This window comes from Pseudomonas frederiksbergensis, from assembly GCF_900105495.1.
GTDB lineage: Bacteria > Pseudomonadota > Gammaproteobacteria > Pseudomonadales > Pseudomonadaceae > Aquipseudomonas > Aquipseudomonas frederiksbergensis.
The window spans coordinates 2,058,250-2,077,811 of sequence record NZ_FNTF01000002.1 but is presented as its reverse complement, the minus strand read 5'-3'; the positions used below and the strand labels follow the sequence as shown (position 1 = coordinate 2,077,811).

Here is a 19,562-nt window from a genome sequence, read left to right as displayed (position 1 = left end):
ACAACACACAAGTCCAACTCTATATAAATAAAATCAAGCACAGGCACTTTTACGAGCACACACCTAACAACTTAGCCTTGGCCACAGCTTGCGTTCTTCGCTCAACCCCCAACTTTCCATTAATTCTACGGGCATGAGTTTTTACTGTATGCAACGAGATAAACAACACATCGGCAATCTGTTGATTGGAGTTGCCCTGTGCGATCAGCTGCAAAACTTCAAGCTCCCGTTTACTGAGGGGACTGGAACTGTGCGCCTCAACAGACAATTCGGTGATCGACATTTCAGATGTACGCAGCCACTGGGGTTGCCGCAATTGCAACTCACGCCACGCTTGCCGCCCTTGGCAACGGCTAATCATTTGCTCCCCTTCTTGCAAAGCTGCAGTGGCCAGATGCGATTCCCCCTCCAGCCAGATCACTTCGGCCCGCGCCAGATGCAATTCCGCTTCGAGGGCGTACATGCCATTGGCGTGCGCATTGTCGATCAGTGTTTGAAGCAACGCTTCGGCGTTGCTGAGCTGTTGCAGATAAACCTCGGCCAGAATCAACAGATACTCAATCCGTGGAATTAGCTCCAGTGTGGCCGGGGGAGCCTGGCGAGCCTGCGGCCCACAATAATGACGCAGTACCCGCGCCAGTGCCTCATGGGCCAGTTGCGGTCGCCCCTGCTGCAACCAGAACTGACTGCTGACTTGCAACAGGACGCCACGATAGACGGTATCCGGAATTTTCCGCTGCTGCATCAGCCGTTCAGCATCGCGCAATTGTACAAACGCCTGGGTGTAATCACCCTGATTGGCCGCCAGTTGCGCGAGACCAAGAAATCCATATAACACACGCTTGTCGTGACTGCGCAGACACAACTCAAGACCGCGCTGAAAGCACTCGCGTGCATGTTCATCCTGGCCCATGGTTAACGCCAGTCGCCCACGTCGTAAAGCGATACGCCCAAGCAACGGCGCGGGCCGGTCGGCCTGCTGGCAGAGCAGTTCATGTATGTTGAGCAATAAACTCTCGGCGCGAGCCGGGGCACCCCGCTGCTCCAGCCATTGCGCGTGATCGAGCTCCATCAGGCCCTCGAACACCAGCGAGCCTTGCGCCCGCGCCAGGCACAGCGCGTCGCGGTTGTGGGCTTGCGCCACGTCGAGTTCGCCCCTTAGCAATGCCTGTTGCGTCAAACCGGACAAACACATCAGGCGCGCCGTCCAACACTCGGGATCGAGCGCGCTCAACGCGTCAAGAAAGTGCGCGCGCGAAGCCTCCATTCGGCCCTGTAAATGCAGCAACCAACCTTGCAGGGCCTGCCAACGTGCAATCAGTTGACGCTCAAGCACTGCCGAGGGTTGAGGCGTGAAATGCGCCAAATGAGCGATGCAGGCAGTCGCCTGGTCGAAACGTCCGGCGAACAACAGCGCAGCTGTAATCAATCCGACCAATTGCGGGCTGCCCAGCGTCAGCTCTTCACCTTGCTGCTCATGCAAACGCAACAACAGCACCACCGTTTGCTCCTCGAACAAATGCTCGAAACTGAAGTGCTGCAACAGGCTGACCGCCACTTCGTACTCCTCGGCGAGCAAGGCCTGTTCGAAGGCCGATTTCCAGTCCTGTTCGGTACAGAACCATTGGCAGGCACGCCGATGCCAGGAGCGTCCCGCCGGCCATTGCTCATCGCGCAACAACTGGGTGAACGGGGTGAATATCTGCAGCCAATCGGTGGAGTCGCCCCAAGGTTCGATAAAACAGCCCAGCGTTTGCAAGGTCCGCAAGTACTGAGCGCCCTCTCCGGCCCCGAACAGGTGATCGCACAGCCGGGCATTGAAGCGGGGCAAGTGGGCCAGCACGCGCCAGGCTTCGCTCAACTCAGGCGTCAGCGAGTTGAACAACTCATGCTCCAGATAATCGAGCAAGGTGTCCGCCCGTCCCAGGGGTTTGTTCTGCCGCGACCAATCGCACTTTTGCAGCAATGCAATCCGCACACCGGCACACCAGCCGCCGGTGCGCTGGATGATCCGACTGGCCACTTTGCCGGCCTGCTCCGGTACCCATGGCTGCACGATCTGCTCGACTTCATCTGCCGTAAAAGCCAGCGAGGTGCTTTCGCATTCGTACAACTCATCGTCGAGCAGCAATCTTGGCCAGTTGCAGGGCGGGCGGCGGCGAGCACCCAGCCACCAGGTCAGCATCGGGCTGCTGGTCGCCAGCATGCGATCGAGCAACAGGTCCAACTCCGGGTCAGGCAAGCGGCAATAATCATCGAGAAACAGCCAGGTCGGCGTCTGCAATCGGGCCAGATAGCCCAGCAACTCGGATTCGTCCGACGAAGCCAGCCCCAGGGTTTCCGCCAGACGATGACGAAAATCCGCCGCGCTCAACACCACGCCAGACAATGGCAACCAGAACACGCGGCAATGGGGCGGGGCCTGCAACAGGCATTCGGCGAGCAGCGCAGTCTTGCCGCTGCCGGCCGGCGCGCAGAGTAATTTCACCCGTGCCGTGGAGGCCAGTAACGGCTCGGTCAAGCGAGACCGTGACAGGTGATGGGTGGACAGACGGGGCAGGAATCCAGGACGGTCCAGACACGGGATCATGGCGGTCATTGCGGCGTGCCTTTTTATAATTGTCCGGCAACCCTAGCCCTCTCTTAGCCGCTTGTTGAGAAGTATTCAGCACGCTGATTGGCAGCCATAAAAAAGGCGACCACCCGGTCGCCTTTTGTACTGCTGATGTATCAACCCACTACCGAACGCCCTCGGCGCGCAAGGCCGATGGCGTGTAGTCGGCAGCCTTGGCTTCGAAGCCGAATTCGAAACTGCGCTTCTCTTCGTTCTTCATTCCCAGGGCAATGTATCGGCCGGCAATGATGTCGTAGAGCGCTTCGAGGGTGTAGGCCGGGGTCTGATGATCGTAGTAGTACTGAGCGTGCCCCTCGGCCACTCGCCACAGCTGACCGCGACCGTCGTAATGGTCCGCCAGCGCCACTTGCCAGCTGTCTTCGTCGAGGTACATGTGGCGTTTGGCGTAGATGTGCCGTTCGCTCGCCTTGACCGTACCGATCACTTCCCAGACCCGGTGCAATTCATAGCGGGTCAGGTCCTGATTGATATGCCCGGCCTTGACGATGTCGTCGTACTTGAGGCTCGGCGAGTCGAGTTTGTAGCTGTTGTAAGGGATGTACATTTCCTTCTTGCCGACCAGTTTCCAGTCGTAGCGATCCGGTGCGCCGGAGAACATGTCGAAGTTGTCGGACGTGCGCAGGCCATCAGCGGCAGTACCCGGCCCGTCATAAGCCACTTGCGGTGCGCGACGTACACGGCGCTGGCCGGCGTTGTAGATCCACGCCAAGCGCGGTTCTTTCACCTGATCGAGGGTTTCATGCACCAGCAGCACGTTACCCGCCAGGCGTGCCGGGGCCGTCACCGATTGCTTGAAGAAGGTCAGCACGTTGGCGGCTTTTTCCGGGTCCAGGTCCTTCATCAGTTGCGGTACGGCGATCTCTTCTTCGAAGCGGATCGGCGTGTAGCTGCCGTTCGTTTGCGGGGTCACCTGAGTGATGATGCGGCGCAGGTTGCCGCCGTGATAGCGGGTGATGTGGTTCCACAACACCTCGACGCCGTTCTTCGGAATCGGGAACGCGTAGTAGCGGTTGCCGGTGAAATTGGCCAGGCCGTTCCCGTCATTGATGCTGTTCACGTTCAGCGCACTGCGCTTGGCCGACTCGTAAATCTCCGGGGGCAGGCCCACGGTGCGGTGAGTCGGGTAGACCGGGATCTTGTAGGTTTCAGGGTAGCGTTTGAACATCGCTACCTGGCCATCCGACAACTTGTCTTTGTACTTGTCGACCGTCGCGGCGGTGATGGTGAACAGCGGTTTTTCACTGGCGAACGGGTCAGCCAGGAAACCTTTGCTGTCCACTGCGCCGGCATTTTTCGGGATGCCGCCGGTCCAGGCCGGGATCGAGCCGTCGGCGTTGCCGGCCTTTTCGGCGCCCAACGGCGTGAGGCTGGAGGCAAGCTTGTTGGCTTCTTCCGGCGAGACCGCCGCCATTACGTTGGCAGCCAACAGACTCAAGGCCAGGGCGCCGCATTGCAGAATCGTCTTGCGCATTGAAATCATCCTTCTCAGCCAGATCAGAAGTTCACGCCGAAACTCAGCGCCAGGAAGTCGCGGTCTTCCAGGGTGTTGTAGTCACCGCCGAAGAAATCGGTGTAACTGAGGCTCGCGGTATAGGTGTTGCGGTAGTCGGCATCGACGCCGACGCTGACGGCCTTGGCGCCTTCGTTGAACAGCCCGTTGGGGCCGTAGCCGGCGACGTCATGGGACCAGGACAGGTTGGGCTTGAGGTTGATCCCGCCAATCACGTTGGCGTAATCGAGGATCGCCCGGGCGCGGTAACCCCAGGAGGTCGAAGTGACAAAGCCGTCGGTATCGCCGCCAAAACCATACTGGCCATAGACCGAGTCACGGCCGTAACGCAATTCGGATCGCGACTCCAGGCCACCGACGTGCACCACCGCCGCCTCGCCAACCAGGGTCAACCGCTGGGCGCCCAGCACTTGGTCGAAGAAGTGCGTCAGGGTGCTCTGGACCTGTGTCACTTCCTTGCGGCGGTAGCCTTTGTTGTCGGCACCTGGCGTGGTGGCGACAGGCGATGCCGCGCCGCCTGCAATCGGGTTGAGCAAGGCCAGGGTCAGGTCGTTGGTGTTGACTTGCACCGGAGCGTTGGGGCGATAGCTGATCTCGCCGGTCCACGCCGTACCGGTAGGCAAGGTGGTGGAAAAGCTCGCGCCGTAGAGGCGAATGTCTTCCGGGTACTCGAGGTAATACTGGCCGCGTCCGAGCATCACACTTTGAGCCAGTGCCGAACCGGTGCCGGGCGCGATTCTGTTGGCGGCACCGACGATGGCCGGGATCCGTGCCAGCGTTGTCAGGCCGGCGGTGGTCGTGCCGACCGTCGGGCTACGGCTGTGATAGTTCATGAAGTACAGGCCGTACTCGGTGTCGTCGCCGAGCCAGCGCAGCGCCGTCCCCCACTGCCCGGAGTCGCGGGCATCGCGGTCACCACCACGCGGTACGATCACACCTTCCTGACTGACTTCGAAGCCTTGGCCAAACGCGGCAGCGATCGGTTGCAACGGTGCGATCGCCGGGCTGGCCACCGTGTAATTCTTGTTGCAACCGTCTGCCACCACGTCGTTACCGAAGAAGGTGCCGCAGTTGTCGACGACGGTCTGGTCCCACTCAAGTTGATAGAAACCTTCCACCGAGAGTTGGTCGGTCAGGCCTTGAGAGGCGAACAGCATGTTCACCGGAATCAGGCCTTCCTTGATCTCGGCGCCAGGACGGCGAAACGCTGAAACATCGATCGGGTTGATGCTGTTGATCGAGTTGCCGATGAAGGTACTTTCACCCCAACTCACCACCTGCTTGCCGGCGCGCACAGTGCCCGGCAGGTCGGCGATGGAATAGTTGTGATAGACGAAGGCGTCGAGCAGTTGCGCCCCGGAAGACTTGGCGCCTTCTTTACGACCGCTGTCACTGATCGCTTTGAACTCACGGTCCTCGTCCTTGAGTTCGAAGTCGTACCAGTACTTGCCACGCACGAACACCCCAGTGTCGCCGTACTTCAATTCAAGGTCATGAATACCCTTGAAGATCTTGGAGAAGGTTTCGCCCTTCTTGAAGTTCAGCCGCCCGTCATCCCCGGTCGAAGACTGGCCGGTCCCGCCATTGACGACACCTACCAGGGATTTGTCGGCATCACGCATGCCCCAGCTCGCGCCGACGGACAGCGAAGAGTCAAATGTCCCCTCGATTTCGCCAATGTTGAATGAAACAGCCTGCGCCTGGGCGCAGCAACCCAAGGCAACCGCAGCAGCGAGCGCTTGCGGCGTGAAGATGGCGCGCATTGTTGTTTTTGTCATGCGTCTTCCCCGGTGAGTGACAGAAGGCCCCACCCTACTGCCCCACGTTGGGAGCGATAAGCGCACCAAGGAGGTATTCGCGATGTACCTCCAAAGGATGAATGCCCGCATGGGACGGGGGTTTGCGCGGGTTATGGATGGGCTGGATGGGGGGTTATCAGCCAGGTGCATAGGGCGTTGTGCTCGCAAACCTGTTGCAGCAGCCGCCCCAGATCCCATGACAAATGGAACTGTTGCCGAGACTGCAACAGTGCATGTCTTGAATCGCTATTTTTCCTTTTGGCTCAACGCCTTATTCTTGCCGGGCTTTCACGGCAACCAGCCGCAAAGCACGAAGCAATGGCGGTGGCCAGTCCACGCCATTGGTATCAGATTTCAGATGAATTGAAGATGTTCGACTCATCGCCCCGTGTTCACTGACGTTGATTTATTGCTCCTTGATCAATCGTCTTGCTTTGGCCGCTGCGTTTGCAGCGGCCTTTTTTATGGGCGGTTGTTCTTTGTGCCAGCCCGTTTTACTAGATATTTAAAACAAGTCCTACAAGACATTTCCTGTAACTGCATAAGAAACATCTTTTAATGCAGAGGACAATCGCGCCCGTATTCCCACCTTATCGAAACTCCCCTCAAGTTTATATGCAAAAGCCTACACGCCTCTCAGACCCATTACTTTTCATTTAGCTGTAACTTGAAGTTGCACGACAAAACTGTTGGCAGTGCATGCACTCCAAAAAACTTACATCTTAAATAGCGCGCAAATTCAAAAGGATATGAATATGCAAAAATCACCAAAACCGCCGCAGGAAAATAACTCGCCGCCAGGTTTTCTAGAAATAACTACCCCTGTACATACAGTAGGCATCGCACCCGATCACTTTACACCTCCGCCTCGAAGTGGAACTCATTTGCAAGCAGGACCATTTGGACCCGGCGTTTCGACTTACAATCAAAATCGAGGCACCGTAATAAATACGACGAAGGCGCTGGAACAGGAATATCAGACCCGGTCCAGCCAACTACCGCAAACCATCGAGGCAGAACTGGCAGCGACCCGATATGAAGGCCCTACGAATCCAGTTCCACCTTTGCAATCAGTCGCCCGGGAATTAGAGGTACTGAACAAACTCACTGAACGCAAAACAGCAGAGTTCCACAGTAAAACAGCCACTGCCAACGCGTTTTATGGAGGTGATCCATTTAACCGGCATATCAATGAGTTCATGATCAAGGCCACAAAGATTGAGAAGTGGCCGGGGCCGAATGGCGTTGCCATGCAGGCCTTGAATCAATCACTCAGAGCCGCGATCGATGCCAGATTACTGTCTCAAACCTTGCAGTCACTCCACCAGCGAACAGCCAATCTTCAACACACCCTCAGTGCCATGCAGGCCGCTGAACAAGCACGAATGGCTGCGGAACGTGAAACACAGCGCATTGCCGCTGAGCGGGCACAACTCGCAGCGCAACAAGAATCGCAACGGGTCGCGGCGGAAGTGGCACGCTTGGCAGCAGAAGAAAAACAACAAGTGGCTCGCCGTAAAGAGGAACACGCGCAATGGATGGCGGCGGAATTAGCCCGGATACAAATCGAAAACGCTGAACGTCTCGAGCACCTTAGATCGGAATTTGCTGCCGAATTACGGGCTGAAGAAGCGCGAAAGCAGGATCGTATCGCAGGATTAAAAGCTGCTTTGGCTGAGGCTGAAGCCAATGAGGTAGAGGCAGCTCGTCGTTTCGCAACCGAACAAGCTCGTCTCCATACGGAAATAGAGCAGCGCATCGAACAGATACAAAGGCAACTGCAAAAGGAAGGAGAGATTCTGGAGCTTCGCCGGAAAATCATTGATACAGCGACTACCGTGGCTGAACGTCAAGCTCAACTAGCGAATCTGAAAATAGCGGCACAGGCTGAGACCCAACGACAACTCGAGCAAGCACGCCTCCTGGCGCAATGGCGAGAGGAAACAGAGGCTCGGTGGCAAAGCCCCACGTTTGCCAATGTCGGTTCGATGGCGGCATTCGGCCCAACGTTTACCGGCACACTAGGAACTGTCGGCGTTAGCCCAGCGACCTCCTTGGCGCTCAGGACCGCGCTACGTGCTGCAGTATCCGCGGCTATCGCCGCACTCGCGTCAGTAGCAGCGCCGGTACTCGTCGGGTTCGCCGCTCTATTGGCTCCCTCCAGGCTGGGTAGCGGTGATCTTTTCTCCGTAAGTGTTCCGCTGTCAGAACTCGCTCCTGATTCAACGGCCGACCTGTATGAACTGGCAGCTATCGGAGGGGAAATCGACCTGCCGGTGAGACTCGGCTCAAGGACCATAGGCAATAGCGTAGAGATTGTCGTTGTTACCACTGACGGAGTAACAGTGCCCGCCAGTGTTCCGGTAAGGCTTGCTCACTTTGACGCACGCAAGAATGTTTACGTTTCCGGCAGCACCGTCTCCAACGGCCCCGTCATCACCTGGACGCCGCTGATAGAGCCGCAGGATCCTTCAACGGAATTTCCGCTGGTCGACACTGACCTGCCGATCTATGAAGGCGCTACCGTCACCCCCGGTGTGGGACGAATCGATCCGTTTCCGGAGCTGGACCGCTACGGGTTTGGCGGTTTCATCACCGTCTTTCCGATCGACTCCGGGATCCCTCCGACATTCACGATGTTCAGGGATCGGCGACAGGATCCCGGTGTTGCCAGCGGGAGCGGACAGTCGGTTTCAGGAAATTGGTTGGGTGCCGCCTCGACGCTGGAAGGGGCGCCGATCCCCAAGCAGATTGCGGATAAACTTCGGGGGCGGGAGTTTTCGAGTTTCAAAGCGTTTCGCAGAGTCTTTTGGAAGACAGTAGCAAGTGAGAGATTTTTGAATAGACAGTTCACTCCACTCAATAGAATTGATTTGAGAGATGGATTATCACCAAGTGCCAAGTCTTCGGAACAAGTGGGCAGACGGAAAAAATTTGAAATACACCACGTTAAGCCTATCAGCGAAGGTGGCGCAGTCTACGACATAGACAATCTTCGTGGACTGACACCAAAGCAGCACATCGAAGCCCACTCCCAAAAAGGAGAAATGTGAAAATGACACTTAAAGATAGATATGAAGATTACACAGAGTCCGAGTACCTGAACATTATAAAACGCTTGTTCCAGGGGAAGTTCTCATCAGAAGAAGAGCACGATGCTTTTGTGGATAACATTGTAAGCACTTCAGAACATCCAAACGGCACCGACATCTTATATTATCCAGAGAAGGGTGTGAAAGACGGTCCTGCCGGTGTACTAAAGGCCATAAAACAATGGCGGGCAGCCAACGGCAAACCCGGTTTCAAACCTGAAGCACAGTAATCCAAACAAAGAAGCAAGCATTCGTGCTTGCTTCTTATACTGCACACTCACCGCCAGTCTTTATGCAAACCCCCAACACTTCCGACCACTTACACACTTCTCGGAAAGCGACTACATAACTCTGTAATCACGCGAAGCATCCCAGCGATTAAGGTTAATCACAAGTCAGCCGCTCATTTAAAACCTTTTCTGACTTCAACCTAATTAATCGCGAGCAATATCCCCATGAAACCTATTAACTACAACAAACACCGCGACACTAAAAACATCAACACGCCCGTACGCTTTCTGATCTTCCACTACACCGCCGGCAACTTCTCCAGTTCAGTCAATGCCCTCACCGGCCCGAATGTCAGCGTCCACTATCTGGTTCCCGACATCACCGATCCGAGCTACTTGAAAGCAGGTTATACCAGGCAGGAAGTCTTCAACCTCGTCGACGAAACCAAGCGCGCGTGGCATGCCGGCGTCAGTGCCTGGGGCAATCGAAGTAATCTGAACGACACGTCCATCGGCGTTGAAATCGTCAACCTTGCGACGTTTAGCCAAGGGGTTTTCAACTTTCCGCCCTATCAGCCGGAACAAATTGCTGCCGTTGAAGAGCTGGCGTTGGACATCCTCGAACGCTACCCGGACATCAGCCCGACCCAGGTTCTCGGGCATTCGGATATTGCGGTCGGCCGCAAGAGTGACCCAGGGCCGAAGTTCCCCTGGCATGCCCTTTACTTGAAAGGGGTGGGTGCCTGGTTCGACGAAGTCACCCGGGACACTTATCTGCAGCAATACAACGAGACCGGCATTCCAGGCCGAAGCGACTTGCTCAAACTGTTCAAGACATACGGATACGACGTTTCCGGCGCGTCAACCGAACAAGGCTTCGCACACTTGGTCAGGGCCTTTCAGTTGCACTTTCGCCCGGAAACCTACAACGGGATCATGGATGCGAAAACGGCCGCGAATCTGGCGGCATTGGTTCACAAGTATTTTTCTTGATCACCGCTGCAAGCCAGATGTCGGAATCGACTATCAAGAACCAGCAAGATCGAAAAGCGGTGACCTTGCTGGTTTCCCATCAAATCGAATATTTCTGCAAATTCGCCATCATTTCCTTCAACGCTTCAAGGTTGTCCTGCGGGTGCGCCGCGCCTTCGAAGTCGCAGATCTGTTGCCAGTGCGCCGCCACATCTTCGGGGGAAAAACCAACCCGCGGATCAAACCCGGCGCCGAGGCTTCGCTCCCAACGCACCTTGCCCATCCAGCCGCCACCGACTTCAAACAACCCGGAGGTTTCCTGGCAGTTCTCGCTGGCGAGATACACCACCAGCGGGCTGACCAGTTCCGGCTTGAGTTGTTCGAAGACTTGCGGCGGGATCAGGCCTTCGGTCATGCGCGTGCCGCCTGTAGGCGCGATGGCGTTGACCAGGATGTTGTTTTTGCGGCCTTCAATGGCCAGGGTGCGGGTCAGGCCGTAGAGGCCGAGTTTGGCCATGCCGTAGTTGGACTGGCCGAAGTTGCCGTAGATGCCCGAGGTCGAAGCGGTGAAGATGACGCGGCCATAATTTTGCTCGCGCAGGTGCGGCCAGGCGGCGCGGGTGACTTTGTAGGCGCCTTCGACATGGACGCGGTAAACCAGGTCCCAATCGCCGTCTTCCATTTTGTGGAAGGTTTTGTCCCGCAGAATCCCGGCGTTGTTGACCACAACATCGACACGGCCAAAGGTGTCCAACGCGTTTTGAACGATTTTGTCGCCGTCGGTGACGGAGTCATGGTTGGCCTCGGCGACGCCACCGGCCTCACGAATTTCCGCCACTACCCGGTCGGCAGCCGAAGCGTTTGCGCCTTCGCCCTGAGCCGAACCGCCGAGATCGTTGACCAGCACTTTGGCGCCCTGTTTGGCGAACAGCAACGCGTGCGCCCGGCCCAGGCCGCCGCCGGCCCCGGTGATGATCACGACTTTATCTTCGAAGCGCACAGACTCATTCATTGGGGGACTCCAGCAGGCCAGGGGACAATTAGTTCGAGTGTCAGGCACGACAATGCGAGCCACAATGAACTGAGGTGAGGCTGAATGGTGCGCGATAAGTCAGCGGGATAGTCAGGAACAAGCGACCTTGCGCGGCGGTGAAACCAGCTGATCGCGAAACTCCAGGTAATGCTTGAGCACCTGCCCCGGCGCCTCCGTCTGAGGGTAGTGACCAATACCGGGCAACAAGACCGTGTCCGGATTCGGGATCAGTTCCCGGTAACGCTCGACCATGTGTGCGCCGGAGATGGGGTCGACCTCACCATCGATCACCCGCAACGGCACTTCACCACGTTGCATCGCACTGACCCAACGCTCGCGCCGGGCGCGCCGCTCAGGGATGTAGGCGATCAATTTGTGAATGATCCGTGGCCCGTGATTGCTCTCGATCAAGCTCCAGAAATCGTCCATCTCGCTCTCGCTGGGGCGGCTATGCGGACCGAAGATCTGTCGGAAACTCCTCACCAGGCTGTCACGGGAAAAGGCTCGCCCGATCATCCAGCCCAAGGGACTGAGCAGGAGTTTTTGCATCAGTATCGGGCGATGGGTTTCAGGAAACAGGCCGCCATTGAGGAACACACAACTGGCGATATCAATGCGCGCTTCGTAATGCCGGGCCAACAGTTCCTGGGCCACGCTGTCGCCATAATCGTGGGCCAACAGGTGCACCGGCTGCTCGACCTTCACATGCGCCAGCAAGGCCTGTTGCAGATCGGCCTGCTCCAGCAGGCTGTATTCGTGGTTCACCGGTTTGGCGGAGTCGCCAAAGCCGAGCATGTCGCAGGCAATCACCCGATAGCGCTGGGTCAGAGGTTGCCACAGGAAATGCCAGTCCCAACTGGCGGTCGGGAAGCCATGAATGAGCAACAGTGGCTCACCCTGCCCCGCCGTCCAGTAACGGATGGTCTGGCCACGGAATACGAACGTCTGGCCGCGTTTGCGCCAGACACACAGAGGGATCTCGGCGAGAGGCATTAGAGTTTATAACCCGGGTCTTGTTTATCGAGTTTGCGCAGCAACGCTGGCCAGGCCAGTGCGCCGCCCATCCCTTGAGCACTTTTGGTGACGCCGGCGATCATCGCCTTGGCGCCCGCCAGAATCTGCGGCTCGATGGCGATCAACTCGGCGCCACCGTTTTGCGCCAGCACCTGGATATCGCAGGCACGCTGGAAGGTGAACATCATCAGGAATGTGTCGGCGATGGTGCTGCCGCAGGTCAGCAGACCGTGGTTGTGCAGCATCAGGAAATTGTTTTCGCCGAGGTCGGCCTGCAGCCGCGCTTTCTCTTCAGGGTTAAGCGCAACACCTTCGTAGGCGTGATAAGCCAGGCTGGACAGGACAAACAACGATTGTTGGCTGATCGGCAAAATGCCTTGTTTCTGCGCCGACACGGCGACCCCGGCAGCGGTGTGGGTGTGCAGCACGCAGACGACATCGTGACGAACCTCGTGCACCGCGCTGTGAATGGTGTAACCGGCCGGGTTGATCTCGTAGGGGCTGTCCATCAGCTTGTTGCCGGCCTGATCGACCTTGACCAGGCTGGACGCAGTCATCTCGTGGAACATCAGCCCGAACGGGTTGATCAGAAAGTCTTCGGTACCGGGGACCTTGGCCGAGATGTGGGTAAAAATCAGGTCATCCCAGCCATGCAGGGCGACCAGACGATAGCAGGCGGCAAGGTCGACGCGGGTCTGCCACTCGGCGGCGCTGACCTGGTCTTTGACACTGTGTGGCGATTGGACGGGGGCAACGTTCACGGCAAGGAACCTCTGATTTTTATTCTTGGGGTTTCTATTGTTTACCGACGTTACACCAGTCTAGTCACGCCCCGGGGATCGTGTAGTTGCATTGGCAGCCAGCTTGATGGCCTGGCGAGTCAGTACGCCAATGAACGTGGATCCATGTCAAAGTACTGCCGCCAACAAGGGTGCGGCGAACAGATTCAGCAGCCCCGTCAGAACCATGACTAACCCCGCCACCGAGCCCTCTTCACCCCCCACTTCATGTGCTCGACTGACCCCGGCACCGTGAGCACCGACACCAAACAACGCCCCTCGAGCCAAGGCACTGCGCAGGGGCAACCACTTGAGCAGAATGCCGCCGAGCATCGCCCCGAACACCCCGGTGAACATCACAAACACCGCGGTCAGTTCCGGTACGCCCCCCAGGTCATGGGCCAGCGGCATGGCAAAAGGTGTGGTGATCGAGCGCGGCACCAGCGACATCGTCACCGAACTGTCCAGTGCCAGCGCCTTGGCCAACCCGAACGAACTGCCGATGGACGCCGCGCTGCCCGCCAGCATCCCCAGCAACAACGCCGACCAATGCCGCATCAGCATCTGCCGCTGCTGCCAGATCGGTACTGCAAAAGCGACGGTCACCGGGCCCAGCACCAGCATCAGCCAATGGGTGTTGCTCGAATATTCGGCATACGCGGTGTGCAACGGCACAGCGAGCGCCAACAGCATGGCTGGAACCAGAATCAGTGGCGACAACACATAGCGCCCGGTGCGCCGATAGATCCAGCGACTGAACAGATAGGCCAGCAGCGTGAAGGCCAGCCAGAACATTGGCATCAGCTCAAGCTTCACGAGACCTCCTCAACCGCACCACCAGTTCCACGGTAAAGGCAGTCACCAGCATCACCATCAGCGTGCTGACGCCGATCACCAGCAAAATTCGCCAACCGTCGTTGCGCAGCAGGCCGCCGTAATCGAGCAGGCTCATGAGCGCCGGAATGAAGAACAACAGCATCTCGGCCATCAACAGGCCGGCGCCCATTTGCAGCGCTGCTGGTTTGACCACACCCAAAGCGAACGCCAGCAGCAACAGCACCATACCGATGACACCACCGGGAATCGGCCAGGCAAACCACACGGCCATCTGGCAGCCGAGCAGGTAGATGGCGAGTAGCACGGCCAATTCGGTCGCCAGTCGAGCCAATTTTTTAAAGGTTGATGCATTCATGTCTTCGGTCCTCGCTGGTGCTCATGTTAAGGAGCGGGCTGTCATACCCGAAGCGAATTGTTAGACTCGAAGCCATTCCAAAATGGAATCATACAGATGGAATTCAAACAGCTACGCAGCTTCGTCGAGGTCATGCATCAGGGTGGTTTTACTCAAGCCGCCAAGACCCTGCACATCAGTCAATCAGCGGTGAGCAAACAGATCGCTCAGTTGGAACAGAGCCTCGGCACTGCGCTGCTCGAACGGCAAGGTTCGCAGCTGCGCCTGACAGCCGCCGGCCGCGTGGTTCTGCAACGGGCCGAAGGCATATTGCGACTGCGCAACGAACTGCTCAGTGAGCTGGATGACTTGAGCCAACTGGCCCGCGGGGAATTGCGCCTGGGTTTGCCGCTGCTGGGCAGCGACGCGCTGTTCGCCGGACTGTTCGCCGAGTACCGGCGACGCTACCCCAACATCAGCATTCAATTGCTTGAAGGCGGTAGCCTGAGCATCGAACAGGCCGTTTTGAGTGGAGAGCTGGAACTGGGTGGCAGCCTGTTGACGAAGGACCCTCAGTTCGCCTTCCAGCCTTTCTGCGATGAACCGCTGGACGCCCTGCTGCCGGCCGATCATCCGCTGGCGTCGAAGACTGTGATTGGGCTGGAGGAATTGGCCGACACGCCATTCCTGCTGTATCAGCGCAGCTTCGTGCTCAACGACCGCTTGCTGCAAGCCTGCCAGCAACTGGGTTTTACGCCGAAGGAAGGTGGTCGCAGCGGCCAGGCTGACTTTCTTGCGGCGCTGGTGGCGGCCGGTCAAGGAGTGGTGCTGTTGCCGCGCGTGGTGGCTCGCGGGCTGGTGCGGCCAGGCGTGGTGCGCCTGACCTTGAACGCGCCGAGCTATCTGCGCTGGGATATCGCCTTCATCTGGCGTCAGGGCGCGTACTTATCAAAAGCCGCGCAAGCCTGGCTCGCCTTGCTGCGCGAGCGGCCGGTCAGCCTCGCAGAGCGCTGACCAACTCTGCCAGCCAAGGCTCGGCGTCGGTTTCCGGCGTCACGCTTTCGCTGGCGTCCAGGCGCAGCATCGGCAGGGCTTCGCGCAGGCCCAGTTCGCCGAACAATTCGCGCATCAATTCGCCGCCACCGCAGAACGTGTCGCCGTAACTCGCATCGCCCAGGCCAATCACAGCGCCCGGCAAGCCACGCCAGGCAGCCGGCAACTGGTCGCGAATAGCGAAATACAACGGTTGCAGGTTGTCCGGCAACTCGCCCATGCCGGTGGTCGATGTCACCGCCAGGAAGGCTTCGGGACCAAAGGCCTGGACCTCGGCGAGACTTGCACGCGGGTTGTGCCAGGCTTCGAAACCTGCTGCTTTTAAAATATTGGCAGCGTGGCGGGCGACTTCTTCTGCCGTGCCGTACACCGAGCCGGAAAGGATGGCGACTTTCATCAATCTGATCCTGAGCTGAATAAAAAGACGGGGGATATTAACAGCCATGGCAAAAAAGCTGCGATTGACTCTCAATTAACGTTGGTGGCCAGTAGACAGCAATGAGTCTTCTTCTAGAATGCAGCGCTCAATCAAATTGGAAAGGATTCTCCGATGATTAACGCCCAACTGCTGCAAATGGTGATCAACGCCTCCAATGACGGCATCGTGATTGCCGAAAAGGAAGGCGAGCAAGACAACATCCTGATTTACGTCAACCCGGCATTCGAACGCCTGACGGGTTACACCAGCGAAGAAATCCTCTACCAGGATTGCCGTTTTCTTCAGTCCGGGGATCGCGACCAGGAAGCGCTTCCATCGATCCGCGAAGCCTTGAGCAGTGGCCGTTCCTGCCGGGAAATCCTCAGGAACTATCGCAAGGACGGCACGCCGTTCTGGAACGAACTGTCCCTCTCGACGATAAAGAACCCTGATGACGGACAGACTTATTTCATCGGTGTGCAGAAAGACGTCACCCTTCAGGTCAAGGCCCAGCAGCGTGTCGCGCAGTTGGAGGCGCAATTGGCTGAGGTCCAGGCCGAGCTTGCCGCACTAAAAGCGACGAACGGCGAAAACAAAACGAAGAATTGATTGTCATTAACTACAATCACCGGTGACTTTGTAACTTTTTCTGTCGAGCAGATCATGCAACGCGACGCACTCCTGACTCAGGATGAACTGGATTTTATCCAGACCATGCAACACAACCCGCAACTCAATGTGCGGGATGCGACGTCGAGCCTGCTCGTCAACGGTGGTTCACAGATCCGTGACCTGCTCACGCGCCTTGCCGCGCATGAGCAAGTCACCATCCAGGCCAACTTCGAAAACCAGCAAATGACTTTTCCTTTGCACTTGGTGGAAGACGAGTTTCACGCGATGCATTTACGCCTCGGCGTCCCCAGCATCTATGAAGACGGACCGATGATCCGGCCATGGCGCCTGGTCCTCGACGAACCGGTAGCGCTGGAGAATGCCAATGGCCAGCCCGGTACGATGTGGGTGCACGAAGTGTCTTTCAAAGGGGTTTTGCTGGAAGTTCGCAACAAGACCAAACCGCCCAAACATTTTGCCTTGTGGTTCAGCCCGTCTGGCTACGAGCGCATCGCGTTGCGCGGCACCTTAGAGAAAGAAACCGAGAACGGCTTCTATGCCTATCAGTTGAGTCAGGATGACAAGGACGAAACCGAACGCCTGCGCCAGTACATCCTTCAACAGCATCGGCTGACGCATCCGGCCATGCATCTCTGATTCAGGTGTCCAGGTTGCCTGTCAGGAATTGTTTCAAACGCTGACGCATGACCAATCCTTCGTTGCCCAGACATCCAATCGACGATCCCGCCAGGCTTTCCTGCACCAGATCGGACGCATCCCCCGCCAGCAACAACTGACAATCCAGGCTCAAGGCCAGGCGCTTCAGTCGCCGCGGCAACTCGAGCGCAGGCGCGTGATTGGAAATCAGCACCAGCGCCTGGGGTTTGACTCTTTCGCAGACCAGGGCCAGTTCATCGAATGGCTGACCGATAGCCAACACTTGAATAGCCGAATCGACACTGCTCAAAAACAGCGCCGTTACCAGCACATCGAGTTCACGACACTGATCGCTCAGGGCGCAGACAATCACCCGTCGCGGTTGCAGGACACGCACCAGCAGCAGGCGTTGCAACACTCGAGAACGCAGAAAACCATCCAGGAAAAGCCACTCGCTGGCCTGGCCGAATGCTTCATGGCGCTGGCGCAGTTGCTTCCAGAGTGGAAGCAGAATGTCCTGAAACACGACAGTCAGCGGATAACTGGAAAAGATCTGTCCATAAACCTGTTCCAGTTGCACCTCGTCGAATGCATTCACCGCCGCCTGAACCTGTTGCTGCCATTGCGTGTAGTCAGCCTGTACCAGTTCATTGGGGATGATGTGCGACAGAGCCTGAAGCGGCGCAATCCTGGCCAGGATCTTGCCGACTTTGCCGACCGCAACGCCGCGTTCGATCCAGCCAAGGATGCTGCGGATACGGTCGATATCGGTCAACGAATACAGCCTGTGCCCACTTTCGGTGCGCGCGGGCTGGATCAGCCCATAGCGGCGCTCCCATGCACGTAGCGTGACCGGGTTGACCCCCGTCAGGCGCGACACTTCGCGTATCGGAAACAGGTCTTCCTGTTCGAGTGGAAGACCGGGTTGCAATCCAGGGACAACATCAGTCAGGACAGGCATTTTTTAATTCTACGTCCATGTATAAATTGGATCCTATTCTACCTCCCTTGCCCCCATACCATTCAAGACGTTGCTGGCGACAAACATCACTGACGTACCCGGCAGAATCAGGAATAATCCTTGCTTGTTCCACGACGCAGCCCATCACCCCGGCGCTGCGCCTGGCGAAACTCCTACCCGGAGCGACGCGATTGTTATACGGAGATGCACAATGTCTACCTCACCCGTCACGCTGATGGTTGCGCGCCGCGTCGCCGTTGGGCGTTATCAAGACCTGATTACCTGGTTGCGCGAAGGCGAACAACTGGCCACCGATTTTCCCGGCTATCTCGGCTCTGGCGTGCTCGCTCCGCCGCCCGACGATGACGAATTCCAGATTATTTTCCGCTTTGCCGACGAGCAGACTTTGCACGCCTGGGAGCATTCCGCCTCGCGCACCGCATGGCTGGCACGCGGCAGTGACCTGTTTGCCGATCCAACGGAACATCGAGTCAGCGGCATCGAAGGCTGGTTCGGCGCGGCTGGCCAGCGCCCACCACGCTGGAAACAGGCCGTGGCGATCTGGTTGGCATTCTTTCCGGTTTCCCTGCTGTTCAACTTTATCCTCGGGCCATTGCTGAGCGACATGGGTTTGCTGAGCCGGGTGTTCATCAGCACCTTGTGCCTGACCCCGCTGATGGTCTACTTCTTCATTCCGCTGTCGACCCGTCTGCTGGCCGGTTGGCTGAACACCACGCCGCAACGGCCGCTGCCCGCTGCACCCACTCCTCAAAACCACTAACTTCCCTGTGGGAGCGAGCCGGCTCCGGGCGGCTCGCTCCCACAGGGAAAGCCCCACGGTAGGTGAATGCCGCCGCGCGCTGGTATAGTTTTGCTCTTACCGCGACGCGAGCCGTTCATGACCTCTTCCGTAGCCCCAATCCTCATCACTGGCGCCGGCCAACGTGTCGGCCTGCACTGTGCGCAGCGTTTGCTCGAGGATGGCCAGCCGGTGATCTTCAGCTACCGCAGTGAACGCCCCGGCGTGCAAGTCCTGCGCGACCTGGGGGCTATCGCGGTGTTTGCCGACTTCGCCACTGAAGCCGGGATCTTCGCGTTCATCAGCGAACTGAAAAACCACACCGACAGCCTGCGGGCAATCGTCCACAACGCCTCCGAGTGGCTGGCCGAAACCCCGGACACCGACGCCGCAGCCTTCACCCGCATGTTCAACGTCCACATGCTGGCGCCCTACCTGATCAATCTGCATTGTGCCGACTTGCTGCAACGCTCAAGCCCCGCCGACATCGTGCACATCAGCGACGACGTGACCCGCAAGGGCAGCAGCAAGCATATTGGCTACTGCGCCAGCAAAGCCGGGCTCGACAGCCTCACCCTGTCCTTCGCCGCGAAATACGCGCCGACAATCAAGGTCAACGGGATCGCGCCAGCCCTGCTAATGTTCAACCCCGACGATGACGCGGCATACCGCGCCAAGGTATTGGCCAAATCCGCGCTGGGCATCGAGCCCGGCGGCGAAGTGATCTACCAGAGCCTGCGTTATTTGCTCGACAACCCTTATGTCACCGGCACGACCCTGACCGTCAACGGCGGACGGCACATCAAATAAGCGGCCCCCGCGAGGAT

General features: G+C 57.8%; 18 protein-coding genes. 8 read left to right on the top strand and 10 right to left on the bottom strand.

Annotation, left to right across the window (positions count from 1 at the left end; genetic code table 11):
• Positions 1 to 49 precede the first annotated feature (49 nt).
• The 3 genes from BLW70_RS09855 to BLW70_RS09845 form a co-directional block, all read right to left on the bottom strand.
• The gene (locus BLW70_RS09855; RefSeq protein WP_074873840.1) at positions 50 to 2,599 is read right to left on the bottom strand and encodes a LuxR C-terminal-related transcriptional regulator; all 2,550 of its coding nucleotides are present in this window, start codon (positions 2,597 to 2,599) and stop codon (positions 50 to 52) included.
• A 139-nt stretch (positions 2,600 to 2,738) separates the two neighbouring features.
• A complete protein-coding gene (locus tag BLW70_RS09850; protein WP_074873839.1) occupies positions 2,739 to 4,106 on the bottom strand; it encodes a DUF1329 domain-containing protein in 1,368 nt (455 codons plus the stop codon).
• 23 nt (positions 4,107 to 4,129) lie between these two features.
• The gene (locus tag BLW70_RS09845; RefSeq protein ID WP_074873838.1) at positions 4,130 to 5,923 is read right to left on the bottom strand and encodes a DUF1302 domain-containing protein; all 1,794 of its coding nucleotides are present in this window, start codon (positions 5,921 to 5,923) and stop codon (positions 4,130 to 4,132) included.
• Between the two features lie 776 nt (positions 5,924 to 6,699).
• On the opposite strand from BLW70_RS09845, the gene BLW70_RS09835 reads away from it, so the two are divergent.
• The 3 genes from BLW70_RS09835 to BLW70_RS09825 all read left to right on the top strand — a co-directional run bounded on the left by BLW70_RS09835 (position 6,700) and on the right by BLW70_RS09825 (position 10,259).
• Positions 6,700 to 8,997, top strand: a complete 2,298-nt coding sequence (locus BLW70_RS09835; RefSeq protein ID WP_074873836.1) for an S-type pyocin domain-containing protein — start codon at positions 6,700 to 6,702, stop codon at positions 8,995 to 8,997.
• Between the two features lie 2 nt (positions 8,998 to 8,999).
• Complete coding sequence (locus BLW70_RS09830) at positions 9,000 to 9,266, top strand: bacteriocin immunity protein (RefSeq protein ID WP_074873835.1); 267 nt, start codon at positions 9,000 to 9,002, stop codon at positions 9,264 to 9,266.
• Between the two features lie 225 nt (positions 9,267 to 9,491).
• Positions 9,492 to 10,259, top strand: coding sequence for an N-acetylmuramoyl-L-alanine amidase (locus tag BLW70_RS09825; RefSeq protein ID WP_074873834.1), 768 nt, complete (start codon positions 9,492 to 9,494; stop codon positions 10,257 to 10,259).
• Positions 10,260 to 10,338: 79 nt separating this feature from the next.
• On the opposite strand, the gene BLW70_RS09820 is transcribed toward BLW70_RS09825, so the two are convergent.
• The 5 genes from BLW70_RS09820 to BLW70_RS09800 all read right to left on the bottom strand — a co-directional run bounded on the left by BLW70_RS09820 (position 10,339) and on the right by BLW70_RS09800 (position 14,256).
• Complete coding sequence (locus BLW70_RS09820; protein ID WP_074873833.1) at positions 10,339 to 11,250, bottom strand: SDR family oxidoreductase; 912 nt, start codon at positions 11,248 to 11,250, stop codon at positions 10,339 to 10,341.
• 111 nt (positions 11,251 to 11,361) lie between these two features.
• Positions 11,362 to 12,264 (bottom strand): alpha/beta fold hydrolase, encoded by a 903-nt coding sequence (locus BLW70_RS09815; protein ID WP_074873832.1) that lies wholly within the window; start codon positions 12,262 to 12,264, stop codon positions 11,362 to 11,364.
• A complete protein-coding gene (locus tag BLW70_RS09810) occupies positions 12,264 to 13,046 on the bottom strand; it encodes a class II aldolase/adducin family protein (RefSeq protein ID WP_074873831.1) in 783 nt (260 codons plus the stop codon). The genes BLW70_RS09815 and BLW70_RS09810 overlap by 1 nt, the downstream gene beginning before the upstream one ends.
• A 147-nt stretch (positions 13,047 to 13,193) precedes the next feature.
• Positions 13,194 to 13,880, bottom strand: coding sequence for an LrgB family protein (locus tag BLW70_RS09805; RefSeq protein WP_074873830.1), 687 nt, complete (start codon positions 13,878 to 13,880; stop codon positions 13,194 to 13,196).
• A complete protein-coding gene (locus tag BLW70_RS09800; protein ID WP_074873829.1) occupies positions 13,870 to 14,256 on the bottom strand; it encodes a CidA/LrgA family protein in 387 nt (128 codons plus the stop codon). Before BLW70_RS09800 ends, BLW70_RS09805 begins: the two co-directional genes overlap by 11 nt.
• Before the next feature lie 96 nt (positions 14,257 to 14,352).
• Between BLW70_RS09800 and BLW70_RS09795 the strand changes: the two genes are divergently transcribed.
• A complete protein-coding gene (locus BLW70_RS09795; protein ID WP_074873828.1) occupies positions 14,353 to 15,249 on the top strand; it encodes a LysR family transcriptional regulator in 897 nt (298 codons plus the stop codon).
• Here the strand turns inward: BLW70_RS09795 and BLW70_RS09790 are convergent.
• The gene (locus tag BLW70_RS09790; RefSeq protein WP_074873827.1) at positions 15,230 to 15,685 is read right to left on the bottom strand and encodes a flavodoxin; all 456 of its coding nucleotides are present in this window, start codon (positions 15,683 to 15,685) and stop codon (positions 15,230 to 15,232) included. The two genes, BLW70_RS09795 and BLW70_RS09790, sit on opposite strands and share 20 nt — an antisense overlap.
• Positions 15,686 to 15,838: 153 nt before the next feature.
• On the opposite strand from BLW70_RS09790, the gene BLW70_RS09785 reads away from it, so the two are divergent.
• On the top strand, positions 15,839 to 16,315 hold the full coding sequence (locus BLW70_RS09785; RefSeq protein WP_074873826.1) for a PAS domain-containing protein: 477 nt from the start codon (positions 15,839 to 15,841) through the stop codon (positions 16,313 to 16,315).
• Positions 16,316 to 16,369: 54 nt separating this feature from the next.
• A complete protein-coding gene (locus BLW70_RS09780) occupies positions 16,370 to 16,975 on the top strand; it encodes a hypothetical protein (RefSeq protein ID WP_074873825.1) in 606 nt (201 codons plus the stop codon).
• Position 16,976: 1 nt separating this feature from the next.
• On the opposite strand, the gene BLW70_RS09775 is transcribed toward BLW70_RS09780, so the two are convergent.
• Positions 16,977 to 17,936 (bottom strand): MerR family transcriptional regulator, encoded by a 960-nt coding sequence (locus tag BLW70_RS09775; RefSeq protein WP_074873824.1) that lies wholly within the window; start codon positions 17,934 to 17,936, stop codon positions 16,977 to 16,979.
• Positions 17,937 to 18,147: 211 nt separating this feature from the next.
• On the opposite strand from BLW70_RS09775, the gene BLW70_RS09770 reads away from it, so the two are divergent.
• Both BLW70_RS09770 and folM read left to right on the top strand, forming a co-directional pair.
• Positions 18,148 to 18,717 carry an antibiotic biosynthesis monooxygenase gene (locus tag BLW70_RS09770; RefSeq protein WP_074873823.1) on the top strand — a complete coding sequence of 190 codons (570 nt, stop codon included), beginning with the start codon at positions 18,148 to 18,150 and terminating at the stop codon, positions 18,715 to 18,717.
• A gap of 117 nt (positions 18,718 to 18,834) precedes the next feature.
• Positions 18,835 to 19,545: a dihydromonapterin reductase gene (folM, locus tag BLW70_RS09765; RefSeq protein ID WP_074873822.1), complete on the top strand. Its 711-nt coding sequence runs from the start codon at positions 18,835 to 18,837 to the stop codon at positions 19,543 to 19,545.
• Positions 19,546 to 19,562: the final 17 nt, after the last annotated feature.